The sequence below is a fragment of the Sporosarcina sp. Y1004 genome (genome assembly GCF_057669665.1).
Window position 1 is genome coordinate 25,133 of the sequence record NZ_JBYHFQ010000033.1, and the last position, 17,885, is coordinate 43,017.

The window sequence follows — 17,885 nt, forward strand, 5'->3', positions numbered from 1 at the left end:
CTATGGTGAGGCAATTTACGTCAACAATCGAATACGGCGAAATGACTGTTAATACAAATGTTGATGGACCAAATATTGCTTTTGGAGAAACACTATCAGGAACTGTTTATATTGAAGGTGACAACAGTGATGAACTTGTCGATTTTATCGTTATTGAATTGTTAAAGAAAACGGAAACTGAGGAAGTTATCATTGCAAAACAATCGATAGAAATGATGAGTGATATCAAATCAAAAGAAACATGGATGATTTCTTTTGAGATGGTACCTGATGAGCGTTGGGAGACAGAAGCTGAAGCCCAGCCGCTCATATTAAAAACAATCGTGCATCTTAAAAATGGGATTGATATTCAAGACGAAGACGAAATTATATATGCCTGACGGTGAACGCACCCTATTAAACTAGGGTGCGTTTTCTTTTTCATTTGGGCAGGTAACTTTTCTTCCTGTATAATTGCGAAAAGGGTTCATAGGGGGAGATTCATAATGGATAAGATCATTCCTGTTTTCCACTCGCTATCAAAAAGCATGCGTAACATTCATAAAACGAGTTGCTCTGCGATTTCTGTTGTTCAAAGTTCAATCCTATATGAGATATCAATACTAAAAAAGCCATCCATGCAGACAGTTGCTGATGCTGTAAGTATGGATATCACAACATTCTCCAGACAAATTGGTACGCTTGAAAAGAAAGAGATGCTCGTTAAAACACCATATACAGGAGATCGAAGAATATATCTACTTTCTTTAACAAGTAAAGGGTGGGGTATGGTTGAAACTATCAATGGTGAAATTTTAAATAAAATGGAAAATGCTCTCGCCTCTATGAACGACTTTGAGCGCGAGACAGTACTTCGTTCTATGCATGTATTGGAAGTTAAACTGCGGGAGTCCTAAACCATTTCACTAATAGAGGCTCCGTTGGCAAAATGGGGATTTCCAACGCTAAGCCTACTATCGCATGAATTTGGAATGGTTTTGTCGATTCGAAAAAAATACTGCAAATTCATTTGAAGTTTTACTAACATGGCAATACTAATTTTACAGAACGGAGAGGATATCACTGTGAAGATCAATCAATTAATTGCGAACAATATTAACAAATTAGATGCAGCACTACCAGTAGATAAATCGTTAGGAATTGCTGGTTTATCAGGTTCTGGTAAAACAACTTTTTGCCAAACAATCGGTGAGGAATCTAAGAAGCGTCTCGTTTCCTTATTGCCAAAGGCTGAATATCAGTATTTATTCCCCGATATTATGCAAACAAATTTCAGTGCCATCAAGATGGGAGAAATGCCTCTAGTCCTTTTTCTAGGAAAATCGTCCATATCGTCCAATCCACGTTCAACAATTGGCACACATACTGGCGTGTTTAAAGAGATTCGTGATACGCTTGCTGAAAAATTTAATCTTTCTCCAGAAGTTTTTTCCTTTAATAATGAGCTAGGCTGGTGTCCAGGTTGTAAAGGACGCGGTACTACCAAAAATGTAGAATGTAAAAAGTGTGAGGGTAAACGCTATAATCCAGACGTTTTACAGAAAAAAATAGAATTATTGGGTCAACCACATAGTGTTTCTGACATCAATAATTTAAGCATTGAATCGATTCTTTCCCTTGGAGAGGAATTACATATTGGTGAAGCGAAACAGCATATTCTTAGAAATATTATCAATATGAATATAGGTTACTTAACATTAAACCGCATTATGGGGACATTGTCAGGCGGAGAATTAACACGTCTTTACTTGGCTGAATTCATGGCAACTAGTGAAAACACCGTTATTATTATTGATGAAATCTCCGTGGGTCTTGATCACCAAACCCTATTGAAAATTTTAGAACAGATTAAACAATTAGGGTATAAGAATCAAATATGGCTCATTGATCATTCTGATACGGTACTGGACACAACGGATGAACAATTATATTTTGGACCTGGTAGTGGTAAATACGGAGGGGAAATTGTTGAAGAATCTCCACGTCCAAAACCAATCTCTTCGGAACGAAATCAGGAAATGCCAACAGAATACTATCAGTTTCAGGATTTATACTGTCGTAATATTCAAATGGCTGAAATTCAAATTCCGAGAAATAGACTTGTAACCTTTACGGGTGAGTCGGGATGTGGTAAATCTACTCTTGTCAATGAATGCATGGCCAAAGACTTTCTGAAGCGATATTCAAAAGATAAGCTGGTAATGGTAGGGCAAAATCGAAACCAATCGATTACTAGTCGGTCAACAGTTGCAACTTTTCTAGATATTAAAAGAAAACTTGCAAAGTATAGTGAAGATATTAATGATATTTTTCAGAGCTCGATTGAAGATATTATTGATGAATTGCCAAATGGAGATATCGCTCATAAACGCTTGAGTTTATTGGTAAAACTTGGACTCGGTTATTTGACGTTAGAAAGAAAAACACAGTCTTTATCGAATGGTGAATTTCAATGTGTCCATTTAGTTTCTGAGCTATTTGCTAACTCAAGGAACCCACATACATTATTTATTTTTGACGAACCTTCAAAAGGGTTATCGCAAAATATATTAAATCAATTCATTGATAGTGTCAGGCTTATTTTGCAGGATGAATCCGTCTCGATAATCATGATTGAACATAATGCTTATATGATGGAAAACTCTGATTTCATCGTTGATTTTGGTGAAAGAATACTTGCGCCTGTAGAGCACCTTGACGTTGTCAGTCATGATGAATATTATCGTCAACAAAACAGCGCGGATAGAGTTGCACCGGTGCAAATTTCTTCAACCATCCATCAAACACATGGAATTAACCGCTTGAATGAAAATCAAATTGCCTATTTTAAAAATGCAGAAAACGTCTATAAGGGCGGAATCTTAAAAAGTTTATCCTCAATGGCTCGTTTGATATATGGGGAGTACGAATCTGAAACAATTGCACCTGTCATTGCCATTGATCTGGAACGTCACTTGTATAGTCAATATAGTTTTCTCTATGAAATTGGCGGCTTGATCAACCATATTGTGGCGTCGCATTCTACCAATAAAGATACGCGAAGCTTCGATTTCTATTATCAAGACAATCATTGTCCAAGCTGTTCGGGCCGTGGTGTGATAGAAGAATTTGATATAGATGTTGTTATTCAGGACAAAACCGTGCCATTCTGGGAGGGTCAATTACATCTAGACGTGATGGAGGTATTAAAATATTATCAATATCCAAGACTGGAATTCATTTTTAATGAAATTAAGAATGAGCTTGGTCATGATATGAGTAAAAGCTATAATGAATTGACAGCAGAAGAAAAGCATACTTTTTTATATGGGTATTGGGAAAAGTCATTTTATGATAAAGCAGCTAAGGCACAGAGAACATGGCAAGGATTTAATAATGTAATTGGGATGTATATGTTCATTTCGAAATCCATTATTAAAGAGCATATGAAAGCATCTAAAGAGATGATTTCATGTCCGATTTGCAAAGGTTCCGTGTTAAATCATCACAAACAGCTCAAATTTGGCGACACGGATATTCGTGAAATAATAAAGCATCCACTTGATCAAGTTTTGAAAACAGTAGGGGAGTTACCGGAACTGGTAAAATTGAAAGCTATTGTAGGCGGCGATATGACTTTGACAGAAGATGTTTCACTGTTAAGTAGGGAAACGCAAGTCGCTTTGAAAATGCTTGAATTAGAACTAGCAAGTTTTGCTGGGTATGAAATGGTACTGCAAAATGTATTGCCATTCTGGGACAGTATTAAAGGAAATATCGAATCCATCAGCAACAATAATCAAGTAACTATTTGTGATTTTGACAATATCAATGAGACGAGAGAAAACATCATTGTTAGGTATTTCACTAATGGAAAATACAAAAAACTAACATATGTTTATGAAGCGTTTGGTTACAAAAAACTTATTACCCAAATTAATAAGATAAAGAAAAGTCAGCCTTGCCCATTCTGCAAAGGAAAGAAAGTCATTACTGAAGATAATCTACATGAGGGTGTAAATAAATTAACGATACCTTGTGTGAGCTGTAATGCAAGTGGTATTAATGATGAGGGACTTCAGGAAGTTGTCGAAGGCATAACAGTAGAAACATGGCTAAATGGAAATGTAAATCATATAGTTGATGAAGGATTATATATTGAGACTGTTGCCGATATTCCAATCTTCAATCGTATTCGTGAGTTAAATAAACAAGATTTAATGGCGGTTTATCAATGCCTTGACCACAATAATTAGAGTAGAATTATTGTGGACGAAATTTATTGCAGGTCTAGACTCGAATTAATAGAAGGAAATCCGAAATATATAAAAGTATTATTCAACAATCGGTTGCTTTAATAAAGTAACGGAAAAGCCCATTTTCTCTGTTTTCATTTGCAGAGAAGTTGGGCTTTTTAATTTGGAATTTACTGAGGGTACCCTAAAAGAAGCTTCATTTGTTAATTAATTGCACTTTACAAATTATTGTAAGGGGTTGTAATTGCAAAATACAAGTATTGTTTTTAGAATATTTGCATTATGCAAGTGAGCGGTGATATCAGCTCCCTAATTAAGGATAAAAGGGATGGTACTTGCATTATGCAACTAATTATTCATAGAAAAAGCAATAATAAATTTCCCGAACTTCAAGCTGATGTTTCAGGTCGAGAATCTAAATGTTAATGCGAAAGTTGTATTGAAAGTGCATACTATTTGAGTAGCTAATTTAATTCGTATAGGGGTTAATAAACAAATGATAAATGATTTAGCATTTTAAAAGAAGATGTCACCAGCATATGATCCATGGGAAGCCTATGCAATATTCGTTGTGAACATTGTGCGGTGGGTTATGTGTGGAGGTGTAAAGACCTAGAGTGGTTTAAGGTATAATTACTTATGTCCGGGCTAGAGGAGATCCCTCATTCGTGGTCCATAAGTATCACAGGCGGCGATCCGATGTTCTCTAGAAAATCGGTAGATCGTTACGTTTTACCATTATTGACGTACACGCATGAACGTGGAGTGCGTACACAGATGAATTCGAACTTAACAATGCCGTTGGACCACTATATGGCGATTGAGTAGGTGCTGAGGCATCTGCTATTTTTTATTGTGTAGCTCTATCTCTAAGAAAGAACATGACTGCTTGAATTGTGTAATCCACCTATCAAGTGCAGATGCGGCTAATTCATATTCTTTGACAATATCTTGTCGGCTTTTTCCATTTCCATATAGGGCTACCACCTGTTTTTGAAATCAGTAGATAACGTTCTACTTTTTACGGACATAGTAGATCTCATCACTTCTTGTGTATTATTCTATTTTCCCTTAATTTATTTGTCCAACTATGTGTAACCTATCCAAAGGTTGAGGAGATTACTGTATATGGTGGAGATAGGTACTCTTAATGTAGATAAGCTAATAAGGAAAGCATTGAGCCTCTAGGGTTTGGTGCTTTTTTGTTTGCTGTAAAGAGACAGATGATGCATAATGGCATCTCACATTGACATAAATTATACCCCCACTCATAATAAAGAGGTATTAATTAGATAGGAGTAGTTTATATGAATAATCAAGTTATCTCTAAATCCAAAATGTCTCCAAAAAATGATCCATGGGAGGCTTATAAAGATATAGAGCAGTATGGTAGATTAACTCTTTCTAGTATAGAATTTACTACCACTTATCTCTGTAATATGAGGTGTAGACATTGTGCAGTAGGACATACTCTAAGCCACAAAGACCCTAAAGCTCTATCTATAGAGTTATTACTGCAAAGATTAGATGAGATTCCTGCACTAAGAACACTGAGCCTTACTGGTGGAGAGCCTATGATGTCCTTAAAGTCAGTAGAAAATTATGTACTGCCTCTATTGAAATATGCTCACGAGAGAGGGATATACACTCAAATAAACTCTAATCTAACATTAGAATTAGACAGATATAAGCTCATAGCACCTTACTTAGATGTATTACATATCTCTCATAACTGGACTACAGAGGATGAGTTTATAGATACTGGTTTTGCTATGATGGAAAGAAAGCCTACTAGAGAACAGAGAAAGACATTACTTGACAGGATGATTACTAACTCTAAGGCTTTATCTGAAATGGGAGTATTTGTATCTGCTGAGACAATGCTCAATGGTAGGACAGTACCTCATTTAGAAAAGATACATAAGCAAGTCATAGAAGAAATGGGATGTAAAAGGCATGAGATACATCCTATGTATGAGCCAGGATATGATAGAGGGACTGCCACTAATGAGAGGCAAGATTCTCTACAAGGGATGAACCCAAGTGATTTTGCTTCACAATTAGAAGTGCTCTCGTTGGAGGAAACTAGAAATGCAATTCATGACCTCTTGGATCACCGTAATGAAGACGTCTGGATGTTGTTTGGCACACTACCCTTTTATCCATGTAGTAACAACAAAGAAGATTTGACGCTGTTAAACAGGATTTACAACAGTAAGAATGTGTCCGTTCGTAATGACCCGGATGGCAGATCCCGTTTGAACGTAAATATCTTCACTGGCGAAGTGATTGTAACTGACTTCGGAGACACTCCACCAATGGGCAATATTCAAACCGAAGCACTTCCAATAATGTTAGACCGTTGGCTTAATCGGCCACTTGCAAAGACAATCAGTTGTCATTGTCCTGCTGTGAAATGCTTAGGACCAAATCTTTTGGTAAAAGACGCTTATTACCCTGAGATGGATTTCACGAGAACGGAATCCAATATCTAACTAAGAATACAAATTGTTAGCCTCCTACCTATAATTCCTAGGGTAGGAGGCTTTCTAAAGTTGTCGGAATTACTTCAATGGAATGGTCATATGTTATACTTAATGCCAATGCCGTGCTATTACTCCGAAAAACCTACAATTTAAAAAGGCAAGTTCATTTGTCTATGAGAGAAAGGATTAACAATGCTCAAACTTCCCTCTATTGGAAATTGAACGACAAAATAATACCCTAAGATGTATTAGAAAAGAACGAGGACACTACTAACAATCTATCGCAAGTAAGACAGCCCACAGACATTAAGTTTATGGGTGAAGAAGGGACTAATTATTATAAATAATACATATGATATCCAAAATAAATTACCATCCTTACCCATTCCGCAATTGAATGGCACGAAAGATAAGCTTCTCGAATGGATTGAGCCCCTAGTAAGCGAAGAGCAATTTCATGAAACGACGAAAGTAATCACTCGATTTTTTGAGGGTAATGGAGAAGCTGAAAAACTGCAAGGAAAGTTATATGAATGGAATAAAAGCATAGAAGGAAGTTGGCTTAAACCATTTTGGAATGCATCCTATTTAAAATATAGAGGTTCTTTGTCAACTGGTATGAACTTTAATGTTTTATTGGATAATAAAAAGTATAGAGAAGACTACACAACGGCGGATTTGATTGGGAAAATTGGTTATTTGATTACTGAGCTGTACCATAGAATTATTGATGGAGAAGTAGGGCCAGTATCGATTAATGAAATCCCCCTAGATATGAGTCAATATAAGAAGTTCTTCCGATCTGTCCGTATTCCTAGATTAAAAATAGACGAATACAAAGTTGCTGAATTTGATAAAAAGAATAATCATGTCGTTATTTTATACAAGAAAAATTTTTATAAAGTCAATGTATCGAATAACGAAGGGGTTATTTATCAAAGTAATGAAATCACAAAGGCAATCGAAAGGGCATTTTCGAATGAGAACGGTGATGGTGAAAATATTGGTATATTTACGACTGCTGAGAGGGACCAGGCTGCAAAGGCATACGAACAACTCATTGTGTCAAATGTAAATGCTGATAACCTTCAGACCATTGCAGATTCGCTTATAGTCATCTCAGTTGATGAAGAAAGTCATGATTCCAAAGAAGCAATCGAAAATATGATGTTAGATGGTACTAACAAATATTTTGATAAGACAATTCAAATTATCATTACTAAAAATGGAGAGTTAGGATACAGTATTGAACATTCTGCTGTAGACGGGACTACGATATTTGCGGTTATTAGCCATGTAAATGCCGGGCTCTGCAAAGAGGACACCGAAGTTATTTACACCAAAGAGAAGACCGAAGTAGAAAAAATGGAGTGGGAAATTTCAGAGGAACTTCAAGAAACCTTAACGAAGTTTCAAAATGATAACATTCGAACCAAGAAAAAGTTTCATGTAAATTCGGAAACCTTTGAAAAATTTGGTTCAGATGAAATAAAGAAATTGAATATAAGTCCCGATGCCTTTTTCCATATGGCGTTGCAAATTGCGCAATATAGAACCTTCGGTATACTGAGGAGCGTTTATGAACCGGTTGCAGTACGTGTCTTTCATGAGGGGAGGACAGAATGCGCAAGAGCTACAAGTATGGAAAAACTGAAATTGGTGACTGCGCTTGAAGCGGGTGAAAAAAGTAATGAAATCCTATATTCTTTAATGAAAAAAGCGGGTGCAGCTCATTCAAACCGAATCATAGAATGTCGAAAAGGATTAGGTGTTGAAAGACATATGTTTGGCCTTGAACAAATGTATTATTTAAATGGAGCAAACCTAGGATTAACAGAACTACCGGAAGTTTTTAACGACAAAGGTTATTTGACGATGAGGCATGATTTCATTTCAACAAGTGGCATGGCATACGACAATGTTAAATATCGGATTTTTGGACCAGTCGTTGAGAGAGGATATGGATTAGCCTATATTTTATTAGCCAAAACCATTTCCATCAACATCTCATGTAATTCTTCGGAAAAAGAAAGTGCAAAGATGCTAACCGATAATTTAGTAGTAGCATTAAATGAATTAAGACATATTGCGCAAAATGGTGTGGATCATGAAGAAACAAATGCAGATTAATTAACCTTTCAAACCAGAATAACGCCAATCCAGATGTCCGGATTGGCGTTATTTTTATACCGTTAACCTTCCCACTTAAAGGTATTACATTTATCATTTTGTGGCTGTTGATTAGGAAAGCTCAGCTACTTCCGAAGACTTAGACAGGTTTACGTCAAAAGTCTATTCAATAAACTGTTCATTCGACTATACTTGATAACATGAGTTGAATAATTGAAAAATACAGAAGGAGGGGAAAAATGGTTGATTATGCGATGGAGGTTCAAGAGGAAATTGATTTTTGGAAGCAAAAAATGACTCGAAGGTCAGGTTTTATTAGTCGTACATCCAAGACCGCACAGAACAGGATAAATGGTTTGATTCCGGAGAAGTTTCATACAGTAATGACAGAGAGTATTAAAAACATGGTAAAAGCAACGCTCTTCGGTTCAAATATGACGACGAAAAAACCACAAACAACCGTATTAAGTTTATTTGAACGCGATAAGTTATTTAAGGAAAAACTCTTGATTTTTAGAAAAACGGCAGTTATTGAAGGAGCTGGAACAGGTGCGGGCGGCATTATGCTTGGACTTGTTGACTTTCCACTTCTATTATCGATTAAAATGAAGTTTTTGTTTGAAGCTGCTAGCGTTTACGGTTTTGACACGGATAATTACGAAGAGCGTTTGTTTCTCTTGCATGTCTTCCAACTCGCTTTTTCAAGTGAAGAAAAACGGAGAGAAACCTTGATTATCATTGAAAATTGGGAGGTTGAGAAACACCTAATTGCGGACATGGACTGGAAGGACTTTCAACAAGAGTATCGGGATCACATCGATTTAGTGAAGATGTTTCAATTAATCCCTGGCTTCGGGGCAATCGTCGGTGCGTTCGCTAACTATAATCTACTTGACCAACTTGGGGAAACGGCAATGAATTCATATCGGATACGCTTATTATAATCCTTTTGAAAGGTGGGGTATTAGTAGATGTTTTTCAAAAATAAATTGTTCATCGTTTTAGTGCTCGTGTTACTTATTATAGGTGGGATATCGTTGGTGATTACATTAGGAGATTCAACAGGAAATAATGCCCGAAAAATAGTAGTGGATGATTCCTCGTTCACGAATATTGAAATTACGGCCGGCAACGCAGCGGTGGAAATCGTACCGACCAATGATTCGGCAACAACAGTAGAATATATAGGGGAAACAAAGAAAAAATCGAAATATGTATTCAAGGCGGATATAAACGGAGACACACTGTCTATTCAATTTAAAGAAAAGCGAGGAAGTTTCTTTAGCTTCGGATTTTTTAACAACGACTTAAAGTTGTTAGTAGAAGTACCGCAAAAACAATATAACAAAATCCAAGCGGAAAGCGATAACGGACGAATCAATGTGGAAAATATCCATGCAGAAGAAATAGTGTTGGAAACAGATAACGGCACGATAGATCTGAAAAATGTCAAGACTTCTACAACCGATGTTGAAACGGATAACGGTAAAATTCTGCTTGAATCAGTTGAGGGCAAGATCAAGGGGCAAACAGACAACGGGAGAATTTCACTTGTAACTGACAATTTGGATCGCCCGATTGAGCTGACGACAGATAATGGCAGAATCGAAATTCAATCCGAAAAAGAACCGACGAATGCTACGATTGATGTGAAAACGGATAACGGAAGAATTGATGTTTTCGGTTATGAAAACAAACATACTAAGTTTGGTAAGGGTGAAAATTTGATTACATTAAGAACGGATAATGGGGGAGTAACTGTTACGAAATGATAGGAGACATTCTATCATTTCGTTTTTTCTATTATTTGGCGTTTTTGATAATCATCTTTTGTATCAACATCGAATACAAGCCTTTTATCGACGCAGGGCAATAGCTTTCCTTTCTGAAGAAAATCCCCTTGTAAAATTTCATTCGCTCTTTTGTCCCCACGTTGTGTTAAAAGGTAATTGTAAATAGATGATGAGATAAGAACAGGCGGCGTTATTGATTGTTCATATGTAGTGGCGACGAACCTGCATGTCGGGTTGTTCTTCATACACGCAATCATTTCTTCAATCATTTGAACGGTGATGAAGGGTTGGTCCGCCAGCATGACGAGGGCGGCATCGGCGAGATTAGCTTGGGCATGTTTAATCCCACATCTCAATGATTCAGACTGGCCTTCATCAGCCGTGGAACATTGGATAATTTTACATCTTGGGTCCGACTTCATTTCTTCAGGCAGCCAATTTGCATCATCCGTATCTTTTGTAATGACATAGATTTCATCGAGCGGCGACTTCAAAGCTGATTCAAGCCCCAAGCTACCTACTGTCATTGTCCCGACAGGCAGAGCCAATTTATCGCTTCCCATACGGCTGCTGCTTCCAGCTGTAAGGTAAATGCCTACAATCTTCATACCTTTTCCCTCCATCTCACTGCTATCAGTTCCACTACCAAGTAAGTGTAAATCCAGTTTCAATCATTTGTTTGATTAACCACTTACTCTCACTTAATTTCCTTCTATCAACTATCGCCATCCAGTCAACCTTCTATTCGTTAGTGACATTCCCGCAAAAACAGTTGTTCAACGATTGAATGAGATGAAGAGGTTGCGCCAACACAGCTCCTTACACCTGATTCGACATCTGTGACGCTGATGCTGCCTTAGTGGAAGGTTTGCTTGCGCCAACTAGAAGTGTCTTGCCAAATCGTTTGTATGACCTGTTGCATCGTTTAAAGCGGTACTGAATGCTGTAAATTGTTCAGTCAGTGTAATAGCGGCATTTTAGCATAAAAAATAACCCATCCATGAGTTATCGGCTCAGATGGGTCATCCCGTCATTGTTCTGACAATTACTTTAGCTATTCAGCACTAGCTTCTTTTCCTAATTGTAAAGTTGTCCTCCAGTAGTAACCAGTTTTGCGGAAATGGATAACCAAGAACCCAGTAACTAATCCCGCGTAAATTATAGTCTTTAACCATATCAAACTTAGCTTGTGCACTGCGGGCATCTTCGAACCAGACTTCGTGAATACGCCCCTCTGCATCAGTGTATCGGTAAAAAGGGGACTGAGCTGTCAAGTCATATTGAATGGACGCTCCATACTGTAGTGCTCGGCGAATGGCTTCCTGTTGACTGAAGGTTTCTGCTTCTTGTCCTTCCTCGTATGGAAGCAGCCAGTCTCGTGCGTAGATTTGAAAACCAAATAAAATTTTATTTCTTGGTATCACGGTAACGGCGTAATCTAGCACTTTTTTTATTTCGTTCAAGGGTGAAATAGCTTGAGGCGGACCTAATCGATAACCCCATTCATAGGTCATCAACACAGTGAAATCAACAATTCTTCCATGTGCTTCGTAATCATGTGCTTCATATAATAACCCTTTTTGTTCACCACTAATTTTCGGGGCAAGGGCCGTTGAGACGGAATAGCCTTCGGGATGCAAACGATCAACCGCACGCTGTAAAAACTGGTTATATAACTCACGGTCCGCCGGAAACACATTTTCAAAATCAATGTTTAAACCTTGATACCCTTTTTCTTTCATGACGTTTAAAATATTGGTTAATAAAACATCTTGGATATCAGTACTTGCTAGGACTGTCTGCGCAAGTGCAGATCCGGCAGCCGTGGCACTGAAATTCGTGATCACTATCACAGGAACGACTTTCTCGGCAGCGGCGGATCGAAGCATTTCAGTATCGTCAATTGAATTTAGTCCGCCATCTTCACGTATCGTGTAGACAAAAGGCATCCAGTACGTTAAATACCGACCAACTTCTTGAATTTCCCTCGCTCCGGTTTCTCCAGTATTGATGGTATAAGCATTTACGTCTATAACCGGTTTATGGACGGGAATGGTTATACGTGTACCCGATAAAATCATATTCGGGTTTTGGATTTGATTCGCTTGTACGATATCTTCTACAGTTGTACCGTAGCGATGTGCAATTTCGGATAAGTTCTGACCAGGCTCAACTGTATGTGTACGTGATGCTGTGGGAATGACAAGGGCTAGACCGCTTACTAATTTACTTGGATTCTCCAATTGGTTAGCCGTTACAATTTGGCTTACTGTGACGCCGTACCGCTGGGCGATTAACCATAACGTTTCCCCTGGGCGTACCACATGGATTTGCATATAGCTCACTCCTTAGCATTCATATCTTACATGTTATTCAAAATGACAAGGAGATATAATCATTTAAATGATTAACATCTATACATTTCTAGTAGTAAATTAATTAGCATAATTGGAAAATCGAGAGTTTTCTGCAAAGTTCGACTTGACTAAACATATTATATTAATTAAAGTAATGTAATAATTGTGATATTTTATTATAATGTGTGTTTTTTAGTTAGCACAGAAAAAGGAGATTTTTGAGATGTTGTCGTTTTTGGGATTTTGTATGATTGCTACCTTTCTTATCTTAGTTATTACTAAGCGTCTGTCAGTAGTCGTAGCTTTCATTTTTGTAGCTGTAGCTTTTGCCTTAATCGGTGGATTTTACGCTGACATGGGTGAAATGATGATGGCGGGTATTATTAAAGTTACACCTACCGCGGTCATGATTGTTTTTGCTATTCTATATTTTGGATTGATGATCGATGTTGGTTTGTTTGACCCTATGATTAACCGGATTCTACGTTTAGTAAAAGGTGACCCATTAAAAGTCGTTTTAGCCACTGCTATTATTACAATAGTAGTCGGTTTGGATGGAGATGGTTCTTCAACATTTATGGTTACAGTTTCGGCGATGTTACCGCTATACAAGAGGTTAGGCATGAATCGTCTAATATTAGCATGTGTGGTCGGTTTAGGAGCAGGTGTAATGAACATCATTCCATGGGGAGGTCCTTTAGTTAGAGCTGCGGCTAGTCTTCAAGTGGAGGTTTCTGATTTGTTTATACCACTGATTCCCGTTATGATTTCAGGGATTTTGTGGACACTGTTTTCTGCCTATTTACTTGGCAGAAAAGAGAGGGAGAGATTAGGAGTTATTAAATTAGATGATTCTTTTAACGCTATTCCAGAGCTAGCGGCTACATCTATAGTAAATAAAGGAGTCACTAAAATATATTGGTTTAACTTACTTTTGACGATTGTTCTCATGGTATTACTCGTAATGGATGTATTGCCAATCGCAATTTTATTCGCTGTGGCATTTGCAATCGCATTATTTGTTAATTTCCCTAATGCCCAAAAGCAACAAGAACAGATTCTAAGCCATGCAAATAACTTTGTCATGATTAGCACGATGGTTTTTGCAGCTGGTATTTTTACAGGTGTATTTACAGGAACACACATGATGGATGCGATGGCGGCGACATTGGTTTCCGTTATTCCTGAATGGCTCGGATCACATATGCCTATTTTAGTTGCACTTACCAGTATCCCTATGGGGTTTGTCTTTTCACCTGACGCCTATTACTTTGGAATTCTTCCCATCCTTAGTGAAACTGCGGCTGGATTTGGCATAGATCCTGTTGAAATCGGACGAGCTGCCTTATTAGGCCATTCAACAGCAGGATTCCCATTATCTCCTTTAGTTCCTGCTACGTTCATTCTTATTGGTTTGGTAGGGGTCGGATTTGGAGAACATCAAAAGTTCCTGTTTAAATGGGCTTTTGGAACAACCATAATCATGACCATTACGGCGGTTTTAACAGGAGCCATTTCATTATAAATTGTGGATATGGATTGAGGTAGTTAATTAAAACAAATGGTACATCACTTCTTACAGGTGGTGTACTATTTTTGTAGGCAGACTTGAAAACTTTCAAGTCTAGAATAATTAAAATGATAAATATAATCCGTATTCATATTGGAAAGTAGAAGGGAATTGAAAGTTAAAATGATAAAAGCAGTACTCTTTGACTTGGATGGTACTTTATTAAATCGTGATGCATCTGTAGAAAAATTCATAAATGGACAATACGAACGTTTATATGAGTGGGTCGGACATATTCAAAAAGAGAAGTATGTTTTAAGGTTTATTGAGTTAGATCGCCGGGGATACGTTTGGAAAGATCAAGTTTATCAACAAATGGTTGCGGAGTTTAATATAACGAGGCTAACCTGGGAACAACTCCTACAAGATTATGTAAATCATTTTAAAGAGTATTGCGTACCATTTCCAAACCTTCATGAAATGTTAGCCTCACTTACAAGTCAATCGATTGTCTTAGGGATTATTAGTAATGGAAAAGAGCAATTTCAAATGGATAATATAATCGCCCTGGGTATTGAAAAGTATTTTAAAACAATTTTAATATCCGAAAAAGAAGGCATAAAAAAACCAAATCTTCGAATATTCAAGAAAGCGCTAGAGCAACTTTCTGTTTCTCCAAACGAATGTATTTTTGTTGGGGATCATCCGGAAAATGATGTGAAAGCATCAAAAGATTTAGGAATGCTAGGGGTTTGGAAGAAGGATTCAGAGTGGGAAGATGTAGATGCAGACTTCATCGTCACTGATTTAATGGAAATAAATCTGCTAGTAGAAAATAATGCCCATCAATGACGGACTAAGGCAATTAACGGACTTCCTCGTTGTGATAGCGAATTGCTAAGATTAGATTTTGATAAAGAATTTAGTGAACTACCCATGCCATTTTCCGAGACCAACATTAGATAAAGAGAAAGAAGATTTTTCACTCTGGGGGTGAATGGTCATGGCGAAAAGAAACCGAGGAAAAGCATTAAAAAAGCTCCCTTCAAAAGGAAGAGGAGACTGTCCGTTGTGTGACCGAAATCGCATTAAGTTATTGTACAATCATAAAACAGAAGCAAAAGAACTCATTAAGGTTTGTAAAAACTGCAGGGATAGATAATTCAACAAATTGTTCAGCGATCCTTCAATACAATGTGAGACTTCCTTTACAATAAGGGAAGTCTTTTTTAATGAAATCAAGTATTTAATCTGAATAAGCATAGCATACAATTTTATCATACCTTGTTGAAACGTATGGTATATTTAAGAAAAAGGAGTTGCGGTGATGAATGATTTAACGATTAAGAAACTTCAATTACGTGATGAAATTTTGGAAGCATATCCGATTATGAAACAATTACGAACACATTTGGATGAAGTTACCTACTTGGAATTGGTTCTTGAAGCACAAGAAAAAGACCACTACCAACTGGTTGCATTACATATTGGAGGAGAAATCGTAGCAGTAATTGGTTTCAAACCAATGATTACACTCTATTATGGCAGATTTGTATGGGTTTGTGACTTGGTAACTGACACAACTAAGCGTTCAAGCGGCCACGGAGAAAAACTGCTTACCTATGTCCATGAATGGGCAAAGGAAAATAGCTATGAAAGTGTCGCGTTATCATCAGGCTTGCAGCGTATGGATGCACATCGTTTTTATGAAGAGAAGATGGATTATGACAAGGTGAGTTATGTATTTAAAAAGTCGTTATGATGGATATTATGTTATGAACCAGTAAGTGTTACTATTCCAAGAACGTATGTATGGTATAATACAAGAGTAATAGAATAGGTGACTCAAGGGTGGTCGGCTCACTCCCGCACGAAAGGGGGTGGTGCCAATGTCAGTATTCGAATCGTTAATGTTTGCAATTGCTTTTGCAACATTGGTCGTAATGATACTTGCATTTAACCATAAAAAATAGCCCATCCTTGAGTTAGAGGCTCGTAGGGATGGGTTAATTCCACTCTGTAGGTGCTGATCCCCTTGGTGGGAACCTTCTATTGCATTGATTGATCGATGCGACAACATCGATCAATCTTTTTTATTGTAATCAATCTATATACTCATTATACGTTTGAACTTCAACTCTGACAACTAATTTGTTGTTTATTGGTGTATGTGCATGGCTTAAAGTGAGTAAGGGAGGTACACCACGGCAGGACGGTGACTTCTATTAAAAGGACTAATGCGTTATCATTAATACCAACATGAGAGGCGTGTGTTTCCAAATTGAATGAACCAATCAACCAAAGAAAATCAGAGCATATACAAATCACTTTGAATGAGAATGTAACTGGTGAGACTGTCACAACCGGCTTCGAAAAGGTGAAATTCATACATAATGCATTACCCGAAATCAATTTCAGTGAAATATCCATTGATACGAAGTTTTTAGGATATGACTGCAAAACACCATTCTTAATCAGTTCAATGACTGGCGGGGCCGCATTTGCCGAAACAATCAATCAAAACCTCGCGGAAGCAGCGGAAGAAAGAGGTTGGGGCTTGGCTTTAGGTTCGACGCGCGCACTGATTGAAAGTGCGGAACATCGGGCTTCTTTTCAGGTACGTAAATTTGCTCCCAGCATTCCGATAATTGCTAATTTAGGAGCTGTTCAATTGAACTACGGTTTTGGCGTAGATGAATGTCTCCGTATCATTGATATAACAGGGGCAAATGCACTTGTCCTTCATTTAAATAGTATTCAGGAAGTGATTCAACCAGAAGGGAATACGAATTTCAAACATCTATTAGAGAAAATAGAAAGATTATGCGGTGAGTTGGATGTTCCGATCGGCGTGAAGGAAGTCGGGTGGGGCATCGATCAGGCCACAGCTAAAAAATTATGTGATGTAGGTGTTTCCTTTATAGATGTGGCAGGAGCTGGAGGTACGTCATGGAGTCAAGTTGAAAAGTTCCGTTCAACATCTCCTGTGAAAAAATTAGCCGCTGAGGCGTTCAGTGACTGGGGAATCCCGACAGTTGAATGTATCACTTCAGTAAGGGGCATTATTGGAAAGCAACCGATAATCGCTAGTGGCGGAATACACACTGGTGTGGAAGGGGCAAAAGCCATTGCGATTGGAGCGGATATCGTTGGTTTTGGCAGATCAATTCTAAAAGAGGCAACTTCGTCTGCAGAGGAAGTACTGGTCGCGATGGAAACAAGAGAATTGGAACTTCGAATGGCGATGTTCGGCATAGGAGTGGCTTCACTCAGCGAGTTAAAAAAGACAAATCGGGTCAATTATCAAGTATTTTAACGTTAATATATTTAATCGAGTAGGAGGCTAATCATTAGTTGATTAGCCGACCTCTCAC

Annotated in this window: 14 protein-coding genes and 1 pseudogene; 13 read left to right on the forward strand and 2 right to left on the reverse strand. The window is 37.7% G+C overall.

Annotated elements, in window-relative coordinates:
- The first annotated feature begins 2 nt into the window (after positions 1-2).
- The 8 genes and pseudogenes from AC25Y6_RS17155 to AC25Y6_RS17190 all read left to right on the forward strand — a co-directional run bounded on the left by AC25Y6_RS17155 (position 3) and on the right by AC25Y6_RS17190 (position 10,623).
- Positions 3-380: a sporulation protein gene (locus tag AC25Y6_RS17155; RefSeq protein ID WP_482105990.1), complete on the forward strand. Its 378-nt coding sequence runs from the start codon at positions 3-5 to the stop codon at positions 378-380.
- Positions 381-485: 105 nt separating this feature from the next.
- Positions 486-896 carry a MarR family winged helix-turn-helix transcriptional regulator gene (locus AC25Y6_RS17160; RefSeq protein ID WP_488143876.1) on the forward strand — a complete coding sequence of 137 codons (411 nt, stop codon included), beginning with the start codon at positions 486-488 and terminating at the stop codon, positions 894-896.
- A 168-nt stretch (positions 897-1,064) separates the two neighbouring features.
- Entirely contained in the window at positions 1,065-4,235 is a 3,171-nt protein-coding gene (locus tag AC25Y6_RS17165; RefSeq protein WP_488143877.1) for an ATP-binding cassette domain-containing protein, read from the forward strand.
- A 552-nt stretch (positions 4,236-4,787) separates the two neighbouring features.
- A pseudogene (locus AC25Y6_RS17170) lies at positions 4,788-5,057 on the forward strand (radical SAM/CxCxxxxC motif protein YfkAB); the annotation flags it as partial.
- A 485-nt stretch (positions 5,058-5,542) separates the two neighbouring features.
- Entirely contained in the window at positions 5,543-6,730 is a 1,188-nt protein-coding gene (gene yfkAB, locus AC25Y6_RS17175; RefSeq protein WP_488143878.1) for a radical SAM/CxCxxxxC motif protein YfkAB, read from the forward strand.
- Positions 6,731-7,039: 309 nt separating this feature from the next.
- Positions 7,040-8,851: a choline/carnitine O-acyltransferase gene (locus tag AC25Y6_RS17180; protein ID WP_488143879.1), complete on the forward strand. Its 1,812-nt coding sequence runs from the start codon at positions 7,040-7,042 to the stop codon at positions 8,849-8,851.
- A gap of 239 nt (positions 8,852-9,090) precedes the next feature.
- Entirely contained in the window at positions 9,091-9,795 is a 705-nt protein-coding gene (locus AC25Y6_RS17185) for an EcsC family protein (RefSeq protein ID WP_488143880.1), read from the forward strand.
- Positions 9,796-9,822: 27 nt separating this feature from the next.
- Positions 9,823-10,623, forward strand: coding sequence for a DUF4097 family beta strand repeat-containing protein (locus tag AC25Y6_RS17190; protein ID WP_488143881.1), 801 nt, complete (start codon positions 9,823-9,825; stop codon positions 10,621-10,623).
- A 14-nt stretch (positions 10,624-10,637) separates the two neighbouring features.
- On the opposite strand, the gene AC25Y6_RS17195 is transcribed toward AC25Y6_RS17190, so the two are convergent.
- On the reverse strand, positions 10,638-11,252 hold the full coding sequence (locus tag AC25Y6_RS17195) for a nucleotidyltransferase family protein (protein WP_488143882.1): 615 nt from the start codon (positions 11,250-11,252) through the stop codon (positions 10,638-10,640).
- Between the two features lie 456 nt (positions 11,253-11,708).
- Positions 11,709-12,980: a glycoside hydrolase family 18 protein gene (locus AC25Y6_RS17200; RefSeq protein ID WP_488143883.1), complete on the reverse strand. Its 1,272-nt coding sequence runs from the start codon at positions 12,978-12,980 to the stop codon at positions 11,709-11,711.
- A gap of 244 nt (positions 12,981-13,224) precedes the next feature.
- Here AC25Y6_RS17200 and AC25Y6_RS17205 point away from each other — a divergent pair, with 244 nt between their 5' ends.
- From AC25Y6_RS17205 to fni, 5 genes are all read left to right on the forward strand, one after another.
- Positions 13,225-14,526, forward strand: a complete 1,302-nt coding sequence (locus AC25Y6_RS17205; RefSeq protein WP_488143884.1) for a CitMHS family transporter — start codon at positions 13,225-13,227, stop codon at positions 14,524-14,526.
- 168 nt (positions 14,527-14,694) lie between these two features.
- Positions 14,695-15,363, forward strand: coding sequence for an HAD family hydrolase (locus tag AC25Y6_RS17210; protein WP_488143889.1), 669 nt, complete (start codon positions 14,695-14,697; stop codon positions 15,361-15,363).
- A gap of 151 nt (positions 15,364-15,514) precedes the next feature.
- Positions 15,515-15,673 carry a hypothetical protein gene (locus AC25Y6_RS17215; RefSeq protein ID WP_482102571.1) on the forward strand — a complete coding sequence of 53 codons (159 nt, stop codon included), beginning with the start codon at positions 15,515-15,517 and terminating at the stop codon, positions 15,671-15,673.
- A gap of 165 nt (positions 15,674-15,838) precedes the next feature.
- Entirely contained in the window at positions 15,839-16,273 is a 435-nt protein-coding gene (locus tag AC25Y6_RS17220; protein WP_488143885.1) for a GNAT family N-acetyltransferase, read from the forward strand.
- 519 nt (positions 16,274-16,792) lie between these two features.
- Complete coding sequence (gene fni / locus AC25Y6_RS17225; RefSeq protein ID WP_488143886.1) at positions 16,793-17,827, forward strand: type 2 isopentenyl-diphosphate Delta-isomerase; 1,035 nt, start codon at positions 16,793-16,795, stop codon at positions 17,825-17,827.
- Positions 17,828-17,885 lie beyond the last annotated feature (58 nt).

Bases quoted from the DNA above. Each gene is read 5' to 3' on its own strand.
- AC25Y6_RS17155 (WP_482105990.1), top strand. From the start codon at position 3: ATGGTGAGGCAATTTACGTCAACAATCGAATACGGCGAAATGACTGTT.
- AC25Y6_RS17160 (WP_488143876.1), top strand. From the start codon at position 486: ATGGATAAGATCATTCCTGTTTTCCACTCGCTATCAAAAAGCATGCGT.
- yfkAB (WP_488143878.1), top strand. From the start codon at position 5,543: ATGAATAATCAAGTTATCTCTAAATCCAAAATGTCTCCAAAAAATGAT.
- AC25Y6_RS17185 (WP_488143880.1), top strand. From the start codon at position 9,091: ATGGTTGATTATGCGATGGAGGTTCAAGAGGAAATTGATTTTTGGAAG.
- AC25Y6_RS17190 (WP_488143881.1), top strand. From the start codon at position 9,823: ATGTTTTTCAAAAATAAATTGTTCATCGTTTTAGTGCTCGTGTTACTT.
- AC25Y6_RS17195 (WP_488143882.1), bottom strand. From the start codon at position 11,252: ATGAAGATTGTAGGCATTTACCTTACAGCTGGAAGCAGCAGCCGTATG.
- AC25Y6_RS17200 (WP_488143883.1), bottom strand. From the start codon at position 12,980: ATGCAAATCCATGTGGTACGCCCAGGGGAAACGTTATGGTTAATCGCC.
- AC25Y6_RS17205 (WP_488143884.1), top strand. From the start codon at position 13,225: ATGTTGTCGTTTTTGGGATTTTGTATGATTGCTACCTTTCTTATCTTA.
- AC25Y6_RS17210 (WP_488143889.1), top strand. From the start codon at position 14,695: ATGATAAAAGCAGTACTCTTTGACTTGGATGGTACTTTATTAAATCGT.
- AC25Y6_RS17215 (WP_482102571.1), top strand. From the start codon at position 15,515: ATGGCGAAAAGAAACCGAGGAAAAGCATTAAAAAAGCTCCCTTCAAAA.
- AC25Y6_RS17220 (WP_488143885.1), top strand. From the start codon at position 15,839: ATGAATGATTTAACGATTAAGAAACTTCAATTACGTGATGAAATTTTG.